This window comes from Corynebacterium callunae DSM 20147 (assembly GCF_000344785.1).
GTDB lineage: Bacteria > Actinomycetota > Actinomycetes > Mycobacteriales > Mycobacteriaceae > Corynebacterium > Corynebacterium callunae.
Genome location: NC_020506.1, coordinates 2,192,992 through 2,209,616, shown reverse-complemented (window position 1 = coordinate 2,209,616; position 16,625 = coordinate 2,192,992). Strand labels below are relative to the sequence as shown.

Sequence of the window (16,625 nt, the reverse complement as noted above, 5' to 3'; positions counted from 1 at the left end):
CCATGAGTAACCCTCCTATTTCATCTAAGAAACCGGTGTCTGCAAATCCTCGAACTGGATCAGCTGATCCGTCGCGCAAGCGTAAAGCGTTGGGCAATCCTTGGACAAGGCCTGCCGCTGTGCTTTCTATTGTGGTTTTGGTCGTCGCTGTGCTGATGGCACTGATCCCAAGCCTATTTACCTCCCAGGATCCGTTTACCGGCGATGATGTGGCCCTGCTGAGCCCAAGCGGAACTCACTGGTTTGGCACGGATTCTGTGGGACGTGACCTGTATAGCCGTGTTGTCTACGGCGCCAGGGAAACCCTGCTGGGCGCATTAATTGCGGTGTTAGTTGGACTGATTGTGGGCACCTTGATTGGTTTGCTCGCAGGCGCACAACGTGGATGGTTGGACACAGTACTAATGCGTTTTGTGGACGTACTGTTGTCTATTCCGGCGCTGCTGCTCAGCTTGACTGTCGTTATTCTTTTGGGATTCGGCACGATGAATGCTGCGATCGCCGTTGGTATTACTTCAGTTGCTACTTTTGCCCGTTTAGCTCGTTCCCAAGTGATGACGGTTGCAGGTTCTGATTTTGTGGAGGCAGCCTATGGTTCTGGTGGTACCCAGGCACAGGTGTTGTTCCGCCACATTCTGCCTAACTCCCTGACCCCAGTGTTCGCTCTTGCTGCCCTACAGTTCGGCTCCTCTATTTTGCAGCTGTCCGTGCTGGGATTCTTGGGCTACGGTGCTCCGCCGCCAACTCCAGAGTGGGGGCTGCTCATCTCTGATGCCCGTGACTACATGGCAACCTCATGGTGGCTGACTGTGCTGCCTGGTTTTGTCATCATCGCCGTGGTTATGTCTGCCAACTATCTAAGCCGCATCATCCAGAAGGAGGCATAGAAAATGACTACCCCCTTGTTAGAGATCAACGATCTGGTTGTCTCTTATCAAACTGCTAAAGGTTTGGTGCATGCTGTCAACAATGTCAGCCTGGAGGTGCATCCTGGCCAGATCACCGCGATTGTTGGTGAGTCCGGATCTGGTAAATCCACCACTGCGCAGGCCGTGATTGGTTTGCTGGCTGATAACGCTGAGGTAGATTCTGGTCGGATTTCCTTCAACGGCCGTTCGCTGGTTGGCTTGAACGCACGCGAGTGGAAAAACGTTCGCGGCACCAAGATTGGTTTGATTCCGCAGGACCCCAACAACTCCCTGAACCCAGTGAAAACCATTGGTGCGTCAGTGGGGGAGGGCTTGGCTATCCACAAGCGTGGAACTGCCGCGGAGCGCAAGAAGAAGGTCATTGAGCTTCTAGAACGCGTGGGTATTGATAACCCAGAGGTCCGCTATGACCAGTACCCGCATGAGCTGTCTGGTGGCATGAAGCAGCGCGCGTTGATCGCAGCTGCCATTGCACTTGAGCCAGAGCTGATCATCGCCGATGAGCCTACATCCGCGCTGGATGTGACCGTGCAGAAAATCATTCTGGATTTGCTAGAAGATATGCAGCGGGAACTAGGCATGGGAATTTTATTTATTACCCATGATCTCGCTGTTGCCGGTGATCGGGCGGATCAAATCGTCGTCATGCAAAATGGTGAGGTCCGGGAAAGTGGTTACGCGGCTTCGGTCTTGACCGAACCCCAGCATGAATACTCTAAAAAGTTGCTTGCCGACGCGCCCTCGCTGAGCATCGGCGAGATCCCCACGCGAGTAGCGGCAGGTGCCACTTCCGAGCCACTTTTGGTAGTTGATAAGTTCCGCAAAGAATATTCCCGAGGCAAAGACGACGTTTTTGTGGCTGCCAATGATATTTCATTTGAGGTGCTGCGTGGTAGCACCCATGCCATTGTTGGTGAATCAGGCTCCGGAAAAACGACATTAGGCCGAGCCATTTCTATGTTTAATACCCCCACCTCGGGGTCTATTAAGTTTGACGGTACGGAGATAACTGGATTATCTGCCACGGCTCAGCGTCAATTGCGCCAGCAGATTCAGTTGGTATACCAAAACCCATTTTCTTCTTTGGATCCACGTCAAACAATTGCGGGCATCATTGCCGAGCCCCTGCGCAATTTCACCAAATTGAGCAAGGCAGAGGTTTCAGAAAAAGTAGATCATCACCTGGACTTGGTGGCCCTGGATCCACAGTTGGGTAGCCGCCGTCCACGTGAGCTTTCTGGTGGTCAGCGCCAGCGTGTAGCAATTGCGCGAGCAATGATCTTGGAACCTGAATTGGTTGTTTTTGATGAGGCTGTTTCTGCTCTTGATGTCACTGTGCAGGCCCAAATTCTGCGCCTGCTCGATGATCTACAACGAGAGCTAGGATTAACCTATGTTTTCATTTCCCATGATTTGGCTGTGGTTCGTGAAATCTCAGACACCGTCTCTGTGATGAGTCGCGGCAGCCAAGGGGAAGTGGGTAAGACTGCCGAAGTGTTTAAGAACCCACAAAGCGAATTTACTTCCCGCCTCATCGACGCAATCCCGGGATCGCGTTATCGTGGTGGCGAACTCAATCTTGGACTTTAGGAGAGCCTCTACTATGTCAGATCTTATCGATATGCTCGTGGGAACAGATCTTCCAGAGCTACGTGATAACCGCCCCCAAGCGCGGGACAATGCCCATAAGAGTTTTGAAGCATTGCTAGAACCCAGTGAGCCTGGCACTTTTAGTTTTGCTGAGCGTTATGCCGTGGCCACCTATGTCGCTGGCCTGCATCAATTTTCCCCGGCAGTGGATCTTTATCAAGATTTGCTTCTTGACGAAGCCCCCACCACCGTTGTTACTGCTGTTTCAGATGCCATTGAACAGGGTATTTCCTCTGGTCCTTATGGCACCTACCGTGAACCAGAACTTAGTGCGGAATCTGAGCCGGGCGGATCAGTTCGCAATGATGCCACGGTTTTGGGAAAGCGTCTTGCCGCTGCCTTTGATTATGCGCATCTGTTAGTCTTCCATCCACGAGATTCACGTCCTGAGGTCTTAGGCCGACTTTCCGGAGCGGGGTGGTCTGCCGATGACACAGTATCTTTGGCCCAATTGATTTCCTTCCTAGCTTTCCAACTTCGGGTGGCCTATGGCTTGCGCACTCTCAATGGTGAGGATATTCAGGCTGCTGGCGCACGTTTGAATATCCCTGAAACCCCCTGGGAATTGTCTAATGAGGGCTTTGAGATCTCCACTTATGAAGACCTCAACCGACCAGAAAAATTTGTGAACCATTCCCTTGGATGGAAGCCTTGGGTACCACCGGTAGCAAAAGCAGATCTCACCGAGGTTCAACTGGATTCTCTCATTCAACCTGAGCGTGCTGATATGCCGTATTTCCGATTGCTTGCACGTGATCCTGCGGCATTAAAAGCGCGCACTTTGACCGATCTGGATATCTTCTTTAATACCGATGGGGAAGGCCTGGGTCGGGCAGAGCGCGAACTTGGTGCAACCGTTACTTCTCGTTTTAACGGTTGTGTGTACTGCGCATCCGTACACGCTGGCCGTGCGGAGCAAGAATCAGGACGTGGCGCGGATGTAAATGCGCTGTTGAAAAGCATTGACTCTGATTTGGGTTCTGCACAATGGAATGTCATCCGTGATGCAGCGCGCGCACTGACTTCCACCCCAGCTGCCTTTAACCAGGGCTGCATTAAGAAGCTGCGCGGCGTGGGCTTTAGCGATCTGCAAATTGTAGATCTCATCAACTCTGTGGCCTTTTTCAACTGGGCTAACCGCTTGATGCTGTCCCTTGGCGAGCCAGAAGTGCCTAAGCGCTTTTTATAATTTCCCCACCAGTGACCTTTTACCCCCTGTTTTTCCTTTTGTGGGAACAAACAGGGGGTTGAGCCTAGAGTAAGGCACTATGAAGAAACTGCAGATGGCGGCCATTTTGGTCGGAGGATTTGTTGGGCCCTTTACTGGTCAGGCGCTCGCAGTGGTTCTGCCAGAATTTGCAGATACTTTTGATGTCAGTGTGGGGCAAGCTGCCCTCACCATGTCTTTTTATCTTTTTCCATTTGCCACCATGATGCTCATTTCTGGGCGGTTAGTACGTGGAATTCCACCACATAAGGTAGTTTCCTGGGCATATATAGTGACTCTGCCTTTGGCTTTGATGTTGTTAATCACGCCTTCTTGGTGGCTATTTGTCGCTTGTTATGCAGTTATTGGCATGGCTAATGCGTTTACTACGCCGGTGCTGCAGATGATGTTGCGTGAGCTCACTCCACCAGAGAACTTAGGTAAAGCCCTGGGAACCTATGCGGCGATGCAATCCTTGGGAATGTTATCAGCGCCCTTTGTTGCGGGACTGTCATCTGTGGTGAATTGGCGGTTAACCTTCTTGGTTACTGCCAGTGCTGCAGCTTTTATCCTTTTGGCAAGACTCCCCGTGGTCGCAGCACCTTCAGCGTCCCGCCAAAATGTCGCAGGAAAGGTGCAATGGCTTCCTACGTTGATTCATATGCTCTCCGGATTTGTGGTGGGAGTGGGAGTTATTGGCGTTGGATTTATGACATCTCTCCACGTAGGTGATCGATTTGAACTCGATGCAGCAGCGCGTGGTCTTGTTGTCATGTGCGGTGGCGCAGCAGCATTTTTTGGTTCTCGCAAAATCGGGGAAATGGCAGACAAGTTTGGGGTACGCGCAGTATTAGTAGTGAGCGCTTTAATCGCAGCGCTGGCATTGGCCTGCATTCCAATTTCTCCTTGGATCGTGCTGGTTGCATTGCTATGGGCAATTTCTGTTGCTGCTGCTCAAGGCATTCAGGCAACGGTCAACCTTGCGGTGCTTGCTAGCCCAGGTGGAGCGTCTTTGTTGTCTACCGTGCAAGCTTTTAGGTTCTTTGGCTCAGCTGCGGCACCGATATCATTCTTGCCTATTTATATGGCCATAGGAGCGCAAGCTTTTTGGGTCTGCGCGGCTGCCTTGTTGGTGGTGGCATTAACTCAGTGGCTTAATCCACAAAAGAGTATCCGCTAATTTCAAAAGAGTTGTAAAGCACCCTTGACTGTAAAGGGTGCTTTACTTTAATCTTGAGATGTAAAGCACGCTTAACATAGTTGGAGGAGCTGAAAATGTCTAGCACCAAAACAATATTTGGACGTTCAAAATTTGGAGGAGGTGCAGCTGGCTTAATCGCTGCATCGCTAGGTGGAGGAGCATTCTTTTCTGCAGTCTTTTCCCTGCTTATGCTGAGCTTGCTTAACCCGGAACGCTATTGGCTATTTTTGGCTATCTATTTCATAGTGATGCTGCCCGTTGCGGTGGCTCTGACCTGGTTAGCATTGGTGGACCGCGAAACTATCAAAGGTGTCATCCGAAACCCAGAAAATAGCGTGGAAAATACTTGGTATGCCGCAGCGGCCCAAGATACCTTCCACATGCTCATGGTTATCGGAGGAATCGGATCCATTGTGTTCAGCGTGCGTCCCATGGAGATCGCCATGTCCAACGCTTTATTAATCTTATTGGTCTTAATGCAGATCTGTTTTTGGATGAGCTATGGCATCCGCAAGCACCGGGCGGCCTAGGACACTTGAATGAAGAACCACCTTAGAGCCTACCGGGAAGAACTTGGTCTTTCCCAGCAGCGTTTGGCAGACGCGTTGGGAGTCTCCCGGCAGACCATCATCAGCATTGAAAAAGGCCGTTATGACCCCTCTTTGCCCTTGGCCTTCCAGCTAGCTCGCGAGTTTAATTGCCAAATTGAAGACCTCTTCATTTTTGAAGAAGAAGCACCCTAAACTGCTTTGAGGGAATTAACCCGGGCCCTTAGCTGGTCTGCATAAAGGTAGATATCTTCAATAGACTCCAGATCGAAATGTTCAGCTTCACCTTCTGGATTGAAGATAGAGATACGTGGAACCTTTCGGTCGAAGAAGAATCGAGAAATAGGTTTGCGATTATTGTCCTGGAAAAGAATGGCGCAATAGGACTTGGCATCTCGCATGGTGATGTCCTGAGTTGGTACCTCCGAACAACAAATTGCCCGGACAATGGAGTGTCCGTAGATTTCATCTTCAGTTGTATGAACTTCAGAAACCGGTTCCTCAACTTCCGGAGTGGAATTTTCTACTGGGGCAATCTCCAACGGTGAAGGGGAGGGATCATCATAATCCTGAGCGGAGCGTAGACGTCGATTGACCTCATCCTTAAGGAATTGCGAGGATGCGGTAGAAACCAATCGCGTGAAGTATTCCAAATTGGCTGCCGTCATGCGCTTTGTGGAAACAGCGGAGGCCAGCATCTTGACAATTTCCGTATCTGGCTCTTGAAATTGCAGTGCAATGAGCTTCTTTAGCTCGGCGATGTACTTAAGCTCCTCCGCATTGGCAGCCAGAGCTTGTGGATTGAAATGTGCGCGGGTGCACATTTCTAGATGGGAAAATTGCCGCGGATCAATATTGGATAGATCCAAGGTCATGAAGGGCTTTTCATCCATGCGATTAACCGCGTCGAGCTGCGCATAAAATTGATAGATTTCGCCATTGGTGAGGATCGCAAATTCCGTATCGGTGACATTGAAATAGCGCACAAGTTGATTAGCGTGGTCCAAGTTTAGGGGTTCGCCAACCTTCTTACATTCAATGAGAAAGTGGAAATCATCCCCAGACTTGATAGCAAAATCAACCTTCTCACCTTTCTTTACTCCCACGTCAGCGGTGTATTCAGGGATAACTTCGCGTGGGTCGGTGACGTCATATCCCAGGACAGTACTGATAAAGGGAATGATGAAAGCAGTTTTGGTGGCTTCCTCGGTTTCAATGATGGGTTTGAGCTCGCGAACTCGAGCTGCCAAAGCGGTAATTGCTTGTTCGATGGACATGATGGCCCTTTCTTAGAACCAGTGGGGGATGCCTAATGGCTGAACTCCTCTGGAGCTTAAGGGGCAGCGTGGACACGTAAGTATCACATGTTCGAATAATAAAAGCCCTCGCTCGAAAATGAGCGAGGGCTAAGCGCCGAATAGCCTAATTAGCTGGCATCAACTTCGCGGTTACGTACGGCGCGAGCCACACGATCGCGGGATTCAGCAACAATGCGCTTGATACCCGCTGCATGCTCACCATCGAGGAAATAATCGGCACGCTCGAGTCCTTCTGTGGAAATATTCCAAGCAGGGAAGAGACCCAAAATTACCTGCTGAGCCATTTCGCCGGAGAACTTTGCCCACACCTCATCAAGAATCTCGAAATACTGATTGTTGTAGGTGGCCAGCAGATCAGCAGAACCAGTGAAGGTTAAGCCTTCGATCTTATGGCGCAACTCGAGGTTAGACAGGTTATTGTCCAATGAAGTTACCTCCTGATAAACCTCAGCCTTGTTATCACCAGTGTTAATGGCGGCCCGGGCGCGTAGTGAAGCAAGGTAGGAAGCATTGGACTTATCGCGAGAAAGCTCCTCAGCAACTGCCTCTGCTGGATTCTCCACGGCACCATGGGCAATCAACGCAGTCAGCGCCCACCAACGCAGATCAGGATCAACAGTTAGCCCATTTACCTTGCCCGCAAGAACATCGCGGAAGAATGCAACGGCCGCATCATTGAGCGGAGCCTTTGCCAAAGCCTGGATGAACGCCAATTGGGAATCAGAATCTGCTTCGGCCTGCTGTGCACCCTCAAGCAAGGCATTTGCCAGCAAGTCCTTGCCCTCAGTCCACTGCGGATCTGCATAATTCTTCAGTGCCGAGGTAGCCTGCATCAAAATGCGTTCCAGCACCGCGATCTCAGTCTCCGCAGCAGCACCGCGTGCCACCAACGCAATGAAATCACGAGCCTTCATCTGGCCGGAGCGAGTCATCTCCCAGGCTGCTGACCAGGCCAAAGTACGTGGCATAGGGTCCGAGAACTTATCAATATTGTCTACAACAAAGGTGCGTGAAGCCTCATCAAGATCGAGCAGTGCATAGGTGAGATCATCATCATTGACCAGCACAAAATCAGCTGCTTCTGTGCCAATAAGCTTTTCTACGCTTGTCGACGCGCCACTGCAGTCAAGTTCGACGCGTGCGTAGCGGTCGAGGGACCCGTCGACAAGCTTATAAAGGCCCACCGCTAAGCGGTGGGTACGCAGCTCACCGGCACCCGGGGCGGCGCCGGTCTGAGTAACGGCAAAGGAGGTGTACTTGCCATCCTCAACGGTGAAATCCGCGCCGAGGGTATTGATACCGGTGGTCTTGAGCCACTGGTCTGCCCAATCGGAAAGATCACGGCCGGATGCTTGCTCAAGAGCACCGAGCAGATCATCAAAGGTGGCATTACCCCAAGAGTGGTTGGCAAAGTGGCGACGTACGCCGGCAAGGAATGCTTCGCGGCCGACATATGCCTGGAGCTGCTTTAACACCGAAGCGCCCTTGGCATAGGTGATGCCATCGAAGTTCTGATCGACAGTTTCAATGTCATAACCATCAGAGAACACAGGGTGAGTAGAAGGCAGCTGATCCTGCTGATAAGCCCAAGACTTTTCCACATTGGCAAAGGTGACCCAGGCGGTGTCATATTCCGTTTCCTCAGCCTGAGAAATCGCAGCAGACCAGGTGGCAAAGGACTCATTCAGCCACAGGTCATCCCACCAACGCATGGTGACAAGATCGCCGAACCACATATGGGCAAGCTCGTGCAGGATGGTGTCCCCGCGGCGCTCATAGCGATAACGAGTGGCCTTGGAAGCAAAGACATATTCATCACGAATAGTCACTGCACCAGCGTTTTCCATGGCGCCGGCATTAAACTCTGGCACAAAGATCTGATCGTATTTGCCAAATGGATAAGCCACACCGAAATTACGGTGGTACCACTCAAATCCCTGCTTGGTTTCAGCAAAGAGCTTTTCTGCATCCAAATCCTTGGCCAGGGAACGACGGCAATAAAGGCCGAGTGGAACAGTTAGTTCGGTGGGCTGATCACTAGGGGTTTCTGGATGGTGGGTCAGGGTACCGGTCCAAGAATCCTGCACCTCGTGATAGCGACCCGCGCACACTGCAACCAAGTAGGTGGAAAGTGGGTAAGCGATGCGGGAGATATGGGTGTCATATTCCGGATGCTGGGTAGAAACTTCCTGTACCGCATTGGAAATGATCTTCCAACCCTTAGGAGTTTTGATGTTGAGATCATAGGTTGCCTTGAGATCAGGCTGATCAAAACATGCAAACATGCGCTTGGCATCTGCAGTTTCAAATTGGGTATAGAGGTAGACCTCATTATCCGCAGGATCAACCATGCGGTGCAGGCCTTCGCCGGTGCGGGAATAGGGGATTGTCGCAATAATCCGCAGGGTGTGAGTTCCTGGATTTAGGCCTTTAAGAGCAATTCCGGGAATATCATCGTAGCCATCAGCGTTGAGGGTAAGTGCGGATTCCTTGATGGATTCATTGTCTAGGCGGACTTCTTCTACGCTGGCTGCGCGCAGGTCAATGAAGGTATCACCGGCTTCGCGAACAGTAAACTGCACCAAAGTATTGGAGCTGAAAAACTCTTCGCCGATATTTAAGTCCAAAGAAATATCGTAATTCTCGACACTGAGCAAGCGTGAGCGTTCAGCTGCTTCTTGCCTGGTGAGATTAGTAGACGTCATGTACTGCTCCTCATAGATGGATATAAGCTGGTGCGGTACGCCCACGAGTAACATGGACTGCGCAATTACACCACGATAGTTCGCGCTATGGGTGTTGTGCTAGAAACTAAAAATCTGTAGAGAAAAGGAAGTAAATTTTAATGGCTGAAAAAGTCACCTTCTGGTTTGATACCACTTGCCCATTTTGTTGGGTAACCTCCCGCTGGATTAAGGAAGTTGAGCAGGTTCGCGATATTGAGATCCAGTGGGTTCCAATGAGCCTTGCTGTTCTTAACGACGGCCGCGATCTTCCTGCGGATTACCAGGCACGTATGAAGGCTGCTTGGGGCCCTGCTCGCGTTTTCGCTGCAGTTGCCACCAACAACCCAGAGAAGCTGGGCGAGCTTTACACCGCTACCGGTACCCGCATCCACAACGATGGCCGAGGTGCTGTAGACGGTTCTTATAACGAAGTTATCTCTGAGGCTTTGGCCGAGGTTGGCCTAGATGCATCCCTTGTTGAGGTTGCTGACTCCACCGAATGGGATGACGCATTGCGCGCATTCCACCAGAGTGCAATGGATGAGGTCGGAAACGATGTCGGAACTCCAGTTGTGAAGTTCGGCGACACCGCATTCTTCGGCCCAGTATTGACTCGTATCCCACGTGGTGAGGAGGCTGGCGAGATCTTCGACGCTTCCGTCAAGCTTGCTAGCTACCCACATTTCTTCGAGATTAAGCGCTCCCGTACCGAGAGCCCAGAGTTTAACTAATCTCTTAGCGTCAAGCAGGTTATAAGACCACATGGTCTTATAACCTGCTTTTGTGTTTTCTACTGTGTTGCATTGCGCCCATTAAAAACACCTGTTCAGAGCATGTATGAAATCTACTAAGGCAAGGAAATTCACTATCTGAGGCCGTGAAAACATGCAACGCCTTAGCAGAAAAACCAAATCAGACATTCCCTGGTGTGGCTGGCAATTTATGTGGTGACCCCTATTGTGGTCCTCAATATTGGAGTTAATAGCGGGATTTCCATTCACTCCGCCGCGGTTATCGCCTTGGTAGTTCTGAGCATCACTTTGCTTGTTTATCTGTTTCGCACTGGGATCGGTTCGCAGATTGGACTAGGAGTAACTTCTAAGGTTCCAATCCTAAAAATGTGGATTTATCTGCCACTGCTAATACTTCCAGGTCTGCCTTTGATCAAGGGAATTCGTGATGATCTAACCATCTTCGTGGCAATTATGATCGTCTTGCATTATCTTTTTGTCGGTTTCCTTGAAGAAGTTCTTTTCCGTGGACTCTTGTTCCATGCTTTACTGCAGAAGGGAAAGTAAATTGGGCGGTGATTGTCACCGCTTTAACCTTTGGATTTGGGCACGCGGCTAGCCTTCTAATTGGGCAAAGTAGTGCAGACACCACCTTGCAGATTATTAACGCAATGATAGTTGGACTGCTCTTTACCGCGGTAGTACTTAAAACTGGCAGCCTACATGCGGTAATTGTGATCCACATTCTCTACAACGTCATGGCAGAGTTCAGTCCACCAGCAGAAAGTATTGACCTACTTATACCGGCAATCTTGGTCCTCATAATTTATGGAGCTTGGCTTTTTTATGGTGTCGGCAGGGATGAAACTAGGTTCACCGTGCAAGGGTCTAAGGGAATTCCCAAACCTTTAACTCCTTGATAGAGACTACTCTCACTGGCTTGCCACTCCGGGGGATATCTCATAGAGAAAAAGCCTGCAGTACACTAACAATCATGCGCGTATACCTTGGAGCAGACCACGCTGGATTTGAAACTAAAAATGCCATTGCAGAACACCTTAAGGCTCATGGCCATGAGGTAATTGACTGCGGTGCACATGTCTACGATGCGGAAGATGATTACCCCGCATTCTGTATTGAAGCAGCTAGCCGCACCGTGAATGATCCAGGTTCCCTGGGTATTGTCCTCGGTGGATCCGGAAACGGTGAGCAGATTGCAGCAAACAAGGTAAAGGGCGCACGTTGTGCTCTTGCCTGGTCCGTAGAAACCGCTCGCTTGGCTCGTGAGCACAATAACGCCAACCTCATCGGAATTGGTGGACGTATGCACTCCGAAGAAGAAGCATTGGCAATCGTTGATGCTTTCCTCGAACAAGAGTGGAGCAATGCGGAGCGTCACCAGCGTCGTATCGATATTCTCTCTGATTATGAGCGCACTGGCGTTGCCCCAGTTGTACCTCAGAACTAATTAGACAAAAGCAAAGGCGGTCAGTTCATACTGACCGCCTTTTAGTATTTCTACAGGATTAGTTTAGAAGTCGAAATCGAATCCGCCGCCGTCTCCACCGAAGAGTCCGCCGCCGTCATCGCCGCCGAAGAATCCACCATCTCCGAAGAACCCGCCGTCGTCGCCACCTTCAGCGCCACCCATATCGGCTTCACCGCCATCTACTTCACCAGTGTCTCCACCCTCTGCAGCTGCGAGGCCATCTTCATAACCGTCGCCGTAGCCATTTTCAAAAGCTGCAGCAGAATATCCAATGCCTGACATGCCGCTAAAAAGTGCAGAGAACATCATGACAGAACCTGCAGTCCACAAACCGGTACGCAATGCGCTGGCCCACCAAGGCTCGGAGTACCAGCCGGCAGGAACCGGACGACCGGCAACCGTACCACCGGGGTAGTAGTTTGGAGTGTTATCAGTTGCAACAGGAGACGCAGTAATTTGGCGACCATCTTGCTCGATGGTGCGAGTTTCGGTAACACGACCTGCCTTACGCTGCCCTTCCAGAGGTGGAAGTTCAGGACCGGCTGGCATGCCCATAATCTCGCGGGCTGCATTCATATAGTGCAGACCTTCAAGAGCGGATTCTCGAGCAAGCTCTGCTTGGCGAACGGTGCTCGCAGTAGAGATCTGGGAGGATGCGGCATTAAAACGCTCAGAGGCATCGGCAATAGCCTGGGTAGATGCGGCATCGGAACCAGCAATGGTGAGGACCTGGGAACCCAAACGCTCAATCCAACGCCGGGCATCTGCTTGTGCGTCGGCTAATTTCGCCTCTTCCTGCTTCTTGGAATTGTTTGAACCCATCTTCGAGGCGACAAAAACGCCACCACCGATGACGAATGCTATCAGGAGTAGTGCTTCCACGGAATCTTCAACTCGCTCAAGTATCTATATGGAGGGTGTGTTGACCTCCACAGTTTTGGTTATTTATCACTTGGGCAACGAGCAGACATGGCTGAAAGTTCCCCAGCATGGGTATTAAAAAAGGCCACGCGAGTGCGTGGCCTGAAATTTAGGTTGAGGTGGAGGAGATTAGCTTAATTTGCGACGGACTGGGCGTCGTCGGCGGTTTCCTCGCCGATGGAGGTCAATCCCTTGTTGCCAGCAGCACGCTCATCGACCCATTCCTTAATAATCTCAGAATCCCATAAGGTTAGGCCATGATGCTTTGCTACGGGCTTAGGTGCTCGTCCACGACCGGCGTAGCTGGTGAAGGTTCCTCGGGCAGTGCCGGAAAATTCCGCGCATTCGATCGCGGTCCAGAGCTCTCTGCCGGTCTCGGCATCGATGATTTTTGGCTTCATAGCTAGACAGGTTACGCCACGAATCACTCGAATGTCTAAATCATTCTTATATTTGACAGCAAACTGGCAAATTGAAAAACCTATTTAAAATACATGAACTGAGCACGCAATATAGAAGAGAGTTAATGTTTTAAAAAGCTTTACTTCGGTATAAAGTCTGGCAAGCTCATAGATTTCTTTAAGCTTTCCTAACTCCTTATTAGGAAAATTGCAGCTAAATGTACATTTGTGCGTATTCTTTTGGAAACTTTCAGTAACCTTAAAAGGTGAAAAGCGAAATTAGAAATACATAAACGGTTAATAATTACGGTTATCTGAATCGATAAATCAAATTTCAAGGCTTCAGATTTGTAGAGACATTTTAAGCTTCTTAGTTTTTCTTAAGTTTTCTCATATATGGCTAATTTTCTAACCTTTAAGTGCTTCACTACTTCGCTAGGGGAGGGGATGGGAATTAAATCAAAGCCTGTGGCCTGCAGATTTTTAAGATTCCTAAGATTGCGCTACTATATCCAACGTACCAAGCAAGGCATCGCCAAGATTTCTTGGAATTGCTTGAATGGGAATGTCGTATAATGGCTATTACCTCAGCCTTCCAAGCTGATGACGCGGGTTCGATTCCCGTCATTCCCTCCAAATTTTAAAACTTAAATAACAAAACGCTCTTACAGAAATTTTCTGTAAGAGCGTTTTTCGTTTGTCTTTATATCTGAAAGGGGATGCATTCAAATTTCAAAAGGGATAAAAGCTCTTAAGAGGTATGCAGCTCTCGTCTAAATAGGGGAAAAGCTTTCTAGTACCTATAGGTGGCGGTGGCGAGGGGGTTATTGCGTGCATAGGAATTATGAATTAAGCACAACTGACTGCCTAAAAACTCTCCCCAAAAAGTTGCCTCTATATAAATGAGGCCGGCACTGCGCCTGATTGGATGATTGGCACCCTGGAGGGGCGCGTCGAAAAGCGGTTGAGGGGTGCAATGTTTTCAACAGAGTGTCTTTAAGCGATCTAAATACTTAAGAACTAAGAGAAAAACATGCTCTGACCTGGCGATTTTTCTAGTTGGCATATTGCACGTATAGTTTTAAAGCGAACCAAGGGACACCGCAACGAAGTCCGCTAGAGAGTTTCTTAAAGAAGCTTTTATAGTGTACGATAGTTCAAGTCCCAAGGGGCAACTAAATATCGGGGCGTGGCGCAGTTTGGTAGCGCACCTGCTTTGGGAGCAGGGGGTCGCAGGTTCAAATCCTGTCGCCCCGACTTGAGGACGAGCCCGGTTTCGGACGAAGCGAGAAATCGCATTATCGTCGGAAACCGGGCTTGTTTTTATAGTTCATACACTTTTCTTATCCGACCACCCAGGAGATTTACTCGTGAAGAGTTCTGTCGAGAAGCTGAGCGACACCCGTTCAAAGATCACCGTTGAGGTTCCATTTTCTGAACTGAAGCCAGAAATCGACCAGGCATACGCCGCTCTGGCACAGCAAGTCCAGATTCCTGGCTTCCGTAAGGGTAAGGCTCCTCGTCAGCTTATTGACGCACGCTTTGGCCGCGGTCCAGTTTTGGAGCAGGTTGTAAACGACATGCTTCCTACTCGTTACTCCGAGGCTGTTGAGGCTGAGGGTATCAAGGCTATCGGACAGCCACAGGTTGAGGTCACCAAGATCGAAGATGGCGAGCTCGTTGAGTTCACCGCTGAGGTTGACGTTCGCCCAGAGTTCGATCTTCCTAACTTTGAGGAAATCAACGTAGAGGTTCCTGCAATCAAGGCTGATGACGCAGCTGTTGATGCAGAGCTCGACAACCTGCGTGCTCGCTTCTCCACCTTGAAGGATCACAACCACAAGTTGAAGAAGGGTGAGTTCGTCACCATCAACCTTGAGGCATCCATCGATGGTGAGACCATTGAAGAAGCTTCCACCGAGGGTCTTTCTTACGAAATCGGCTCCGAAGATCTGATCGACGGACTCGACAAGGCTCTTACCGGCCTGAAGAAGGGTGACACCGCAGAGTTCACCACCGAACTTGCTTCCGGCGAGTACGAGGGCAAGGAAGCTCTGGTTAAGGTTGAGATCACCGCAACCAAGCAGCGTGAACTTCCGGAGCTTGACGACGAGTTTGCACAGCTCGCTTCCGAGTTCGACACCATCGAAGAGCTTCGCGAGTCCACCGTTGGCGATGTAGAGGCAAAGCTCAAGAACGAGCAGGCTGCTGCGATCCGCGACGAGGTCTTGAAGGCTGCTTTGGCTGAGGCTGAGTTCGCTCTTCCTGAGTCCATCGTTGAAGAGCAGGCACACTCCCAGCTGCACCAGCTGCTTGGCCAGCTCGCACACGACGATGCTGCACTTAACTCCTTCCTCGAGTCCCAGGGCACCACCCGCGAGGACTTTGAGAAGCAGAACCGTGAGGATGCAGAGAAGGCTGTTCGCACCCAGCTCTTCCTCGACGTTCTTGCTGAGACTGAAGAGCCAGAGGTTTCCCAGCAGGAGCTTACTGACCACATTCTCTTCACCGCTCAGTCCTATGGAATGGATCCAAACCAGTTCATCGGCCAGCTGCAGCAGTCCGGTCAGATCGCTAACCTTTTCGCAGACGTTCGCCGTGGCAAGGCACTTGCTCAGGCAATCTGTCGCGTAAATGTGAAGGACTCCGAGGGCAACGAGGTTGACCCTAAGCAGTACTTCGGCGAAGAAGAGGTCGAAGAGACCGAAGCTTAAATAAAAGCATTTAAAGAACGCTTTTCGACGCAAAAACACCGCGTCGAAAAGCGTTCTTTTTATTTTTTAATCCCCCTGCAAACGCTGATAGCGAACAGAGGGGGTTCAGAGGAAATAGAGGGGTAGTCTGGTGACATTGAACTTGATGAACCCTGAACAAACTAAAGGACTATAGGAGTTGACAGATTTCATGAGCGATATTCAGATGACTGGACCTGGCGGAGTTGGCTTCGGCGGCGATATCTATGACCGCCTGCTGCGCGAACGCATCATTTTCCTGGGTAGCCAGGTTGACGATGAGATCGCCAACAAGCTGTGTGCCCAGATCCTGCTGCTGTCTGCTGAGGATCCAACCCGCGATATTTCCCTCTACATTAACTCTCCCGGTGGTTCTGTGACCGCGGGTATGGCAATTTACGACACTATGAAGTACTCACCTTGCGACATTGCCACCTACGGAATGGGTTTGGCTGCATCAATGGGTCAGTTTCTCCTCTCCGGTGGTACCAAAGGCAAGCGTTATGCCCTGCCACACGCTCGCATCATGATGCACCAGCCTTCCGCTGGTGTGGGTGGTACCGCATCGGATATCGCAATCCAGGCCCAGCAATTTGCACAGACCAAGAAGGAAATGGCTCAGCTTATTGCAGAGCACACCGGTCAGACTTTTGAGCAGATCTCCAAGGATTCCGATCGTGACCGCTGGTTCACTGCACAGGAAGCTAAGGATTACGGACTTGTGGACCACGTGATTACCTTGGCTGAAGGCCCAATCAGCAACTAGGCACA

General features: G+C 50.4%; 16 protein-coding genes and 2 tRNA genes. 14 read left to right on the top strand and 4 right to left on the bottom strand.

Annotation, left to right across the window (positions count from 1 at the left end; all coding sequences use genetic code 11):
* Nucleotides 1-2: 2 nt before the first annotated feature.
* The 6 genes from H924_RS10335 to H924_RS10310 all read left to right on the top strand — a co-directional run bounded on the left by H924_RS10335 (nt 3) and on the right by H924_RS10310 (nt 5,730).
* Nucleotides 3-887 (top strand): ABC transporter permease, encoded by an 885-nt coding sequence (locus tag H924_RS10335; protein ID WP_029703704.1) that lies wholly within the window; start codon nt 3-5, stop codon nt 885-887.
* A 3-nt stretch (nt 888-890) separates the two neighbouring features.
* A complete protein-coding gene (locus tag H924_RS10330; protein WP_015651910.1) occupies nt 891-2,519 on the top strand; it encodes a dipeptide ABC transporter ATP-binding protein in 1,629 nt (542 codons plus the stop codon).
* A gap of 13 nt (nt 2,520-2,532) precedes the next feature.
* Entirely contained in the window at nt 2,533-3,768 is a 1,236-nt protein-coding gene (locus H924_RS10325) for an alkylhydroperoxidase domain protein (RefSeq protein ID WP_015651909.1), read from the top strand.
* A 79-nt stretch (nt 3,769-3,847) separates the two neighbouring features.
* Nucleotides 3,848-4,966: an MFS transporter gene (locus H924_RS10320; RefSeq protein ID WP_015651908.1), complete on the top strand. Its 1,119-nt coding sequence runs from the start codon at nt 3,848-3,850 to the stop codon at nt 4,964-4,966.
* Between the two features lie 95 nt (nt 4,967-5,061).
* Nucleotides 5,062-5,517 carry a hypothetical protein gene (locus tag H924_RS10315; RefSeq protein WP_015651907.1) on the top strand — a complete coding sequence of 152 codons (456 nt, stop codon included), beginning with the start codon at nt 5,062-5,064 and terminating at the stop codon, nt 5,515-5,517.
* Nucleotides 5,518-5,526: 9 nt separating this feature from the next.
* Nucleotides 5,527-5,730: a helix-turn-helix transcriptional regulator gene (locus tag H924_RS10310; RefSeq protein WP_015651906.1), complete on the top strand. Its 204-nt coding sequence runs from the start codon at nt 5,527-5,529 to the stop codon at nt 5,728-5,730.
* Here the strand turns inward: H924_RS10310 and H924_RS10305 are convergent.
* Together H924_RS10305 and pepN are read right to left on the bottom strand one after the other, a co-directional pair.
* A complete protein-coding gene (locus H924_RS10305; protein ID WP_015651905.1) occupies nt 5,727-6,812 on the bottom strand; it encodes a type I restriction enzyme HsdR N-terminal domain-containing protein in 1,086 nt (361 codons plus the stop codon). The genes H924_RS10310 and H924_RS10305 overlap by 4 nt on opposite strands.
* A 149-nt stretch (nt 6,813-6,961) precedes the next feature.
* Nucleotides 6,962-9,559, bottom strand: coding sequence for an aminopeptidase N (gene pepN / locus H924_RS10300; protein WP_015651904.1), 2,598 nt, complete (start codon nt 9,557-9,559; stop codon nt 6,962-6,964).
* A 140-nt stretch (nt 9,560-9,699) separates the two neighbouring features.
* Between pepN and H924_RS10295 the strand changes: the two genes are divergently transcribed.
* The 4 genes from H924_RS10295 to H924_RS10285 all read left to right on the top strand — a co-directional run bounded on the left by H924_RS10295 (nt 9,700) and on the right by H924_RS10285 (nt 11,779).
* The gene (locus H924_RS10295; protein WP_015651903.1) at nt 9,700-10,311 is read left to right on the top strand and encodes a mycothiol-dependent nitroreductase Rv2466c family protein; all 612 of its coding nucleotides are present in this window, start codon (nt 9,700-9,702) and stop codon (nt 10,309-10,311) included.
* 195 nt (nt 10,312-10,506) lie between these two features.
* Nucleotides 10,507-10,878 (top strand): CPBP family glutamic-type intramembrane protease, encoded by a 372-nt coding sequence (locus H924_RS13685; RefSeq protein WP_052160423.1) that lies wholly within the window; start codon nt 10,507-10,509, stop codon nt 10,876-10,878.
* Nucleotides 10,879-10,886: 8 nt separating this feature from the next.
* Nucleotides 10,887-11,231 carry a CPBP family intramembrane glutamic endopeptidase gene (locus tag H924_RS13680; protein WP_052160422.1) on the top strand — a complete coding sequence of 115 codons (345 nt, stop codon included), beginning with the start codon at nt 10,887-10,889 and terminating at the stop codon, nt 11,229-11,231.
* Between the two features lie 74 nt (nt 11,232-11,305).
* Entirely contained in the window at nt 11,306-11,779 is a 474-nt protein-coding gene (locus tag H924_RS10285) for a ribose-5-phosphate isomerase (protein WP_015651902.1), read from the top strand.
* Nucleotides 11,780-11,842: 63 nt separating this feature from the next.
* Here H924_RS10285 and H924_RS10280 read toward each other — a convergent pair whose 3' ends face one another.
* Together H924_RS10280 and H924_RS10275 are read right to left on the bottom strand one after the other, a co-directional pair.
* Complete coding sequence (locus H924_RS10280; RefSeq protein ID WP_015651901.1) at nt 11,843-12,682, bottom strand: hypothetical protein; 840 nt, start codon at nt 12,680-12,682, stop codon at nt 11,843-11,845.
* A gap of 173 nt (nt 12,683-12,855) precedes the next feature.
* Entirely contained in the window at nt 12,856-13,122 is a 267-nt protein-coding gene (locus tag H924_RS10275) for a helix-turn-helix transcriptional regulator (RefSeq protein WP_015651900.1), read from the bottom strand.
* Nucleotides 13,123-13,683: 561 nt separating this feature from the next.
* Between H924_RS10275 and H924_RS10270 the strand changes: the two genes are divergently transcribed.
* The 4 genes from H924_RS10270 (at nt 13,684) to H924_RS10255 (ending at nt 16,620) form a co-directional block, all read left to right on the top strand.
* A tRNA-Gly gene (locus tag H924_RS10270) sits at nt 13,684-13,758 on the top strand.
* Between the two features lie 547 nt (nt 13,759-14,305).
* Nucleotides 14,306-14,379 (top strand) — tRNA-Pro (locus H924_RS10265).
* 113 nt (nt 14,380-14,492) lie between these two features.
* Nucleotides 14,493-15,836, top strand: a complete 1,344-nt coding sequence (gene tig / locus H924_RS10260; RefSeq protein WP_015651899.1) for a trigger factor — start codon at nt 14,493-14,495, stop codon at nt 15,834-15,836.
* Nucleotides 15,837-16,026: 190 nt separating this feature from the next.
* Complete coding sequence (locus H924_RS10255) at nt 16,027-16,620, top strand: ATP-dependent Clp protease proteolytic subunit (protein ID WP_015651898.1); 594 nt, start codon at nt 16,027-16,029, stop codon at nt 16,618-16,620.
* The last annotated feature ends 5 nt before the right edge of the window (nt 16,621-16,625 follow it).

What these genes read in the sequence shown, in the direction of transcription:
- H924_RS10255 (WP_015651898.1), top strand. Translation starts at nt 16,027, where the DNA reads ATGAGCGATATTCAGATGACTGGACCTGGCGGAGTTGGCTTCGGCGGC.
- H924_RS10335 (WP_029703704.1), top strand. Translation starts at nt 3, where the DNA reads ATGAGTAACCCTCCTATTTCATCTAAGAAACCGGTGTCTGCAAATCCT.
- H924_RS10310 (WP_015651906.1), top strand. Translation starts at nt 5,527, where the DNA reads ATGAAGAACCACCTTAGAGCCTACCGGGAAGAACTTGGTCTTTCCCAG.
- H924_RS10315 (WP_015651907.1), top strand. Translation starts at nt 5,062, where the DNA reads ATGTCTAGCACCAAAACAATATTTGGACGTTCAAAATTTGGAGGAGGT.
- H924_RS10320 (WP_015651908.1), top strand. Translation starts at nt 3,848, where the DNA reads ATGAAGAAACTGCAGATGGCGGCCATTTTGGTCGGAGGATTTGTTGGG.
- H924_RS10295 (WP_015651903.1), top strand. Translation starts at nt 9,700, where the DNA reads ATGGCTGAAAAAGTCACCTTCTGGTTTGATACCACTTGCCCATTTTGT.
- H924_RS10305 (WP_015651905.1), bottom strand. Translation starts at nt 6,812, where the DNA reads ATGTCCATCGAACAAGCAATTACCGCTTTGGCAGCTCGAGTTCGCGAG.
- H924_RS10275 (WP_015651900.1), bottom strand. Translation starts at nt 13,122, where the DNA reads ATGAAGCCAAAAATCATCGATGCCGAGACCGGCAGAGAGCTCTGGACC.
- H924_RS10285 (WP_015651902.1), top strand. Translation starts at nt 11,306, where the DNA reads ATGCGCGTATACCTTGGAGCAGACCACGCTGGATTTGAAACTAAAAAT.
- H924_RS10325 (WP_015651909.1), top strand. Translation starts at nt 2,533, where the DNA reads ATGTCAGATCTTATCGATATGCTCGTGGGAACAGATCTTCCAGAGCTA.
- pepN (WP_015651904.1), bottom strand. Translation starts at nt 9,559, where the DNA reads ATGACGTCTACTAATCTCACCAGGCAAGAAGCAGCTGAACGCTCACGC.
- H924_RS10330 (WP_015651910.1), top strand. Translation starts at nt 891, where the DNA reads ATGACTACCCCCTTGTTAGAGATCAACGATCTGGTTGTCTCTTATCAA.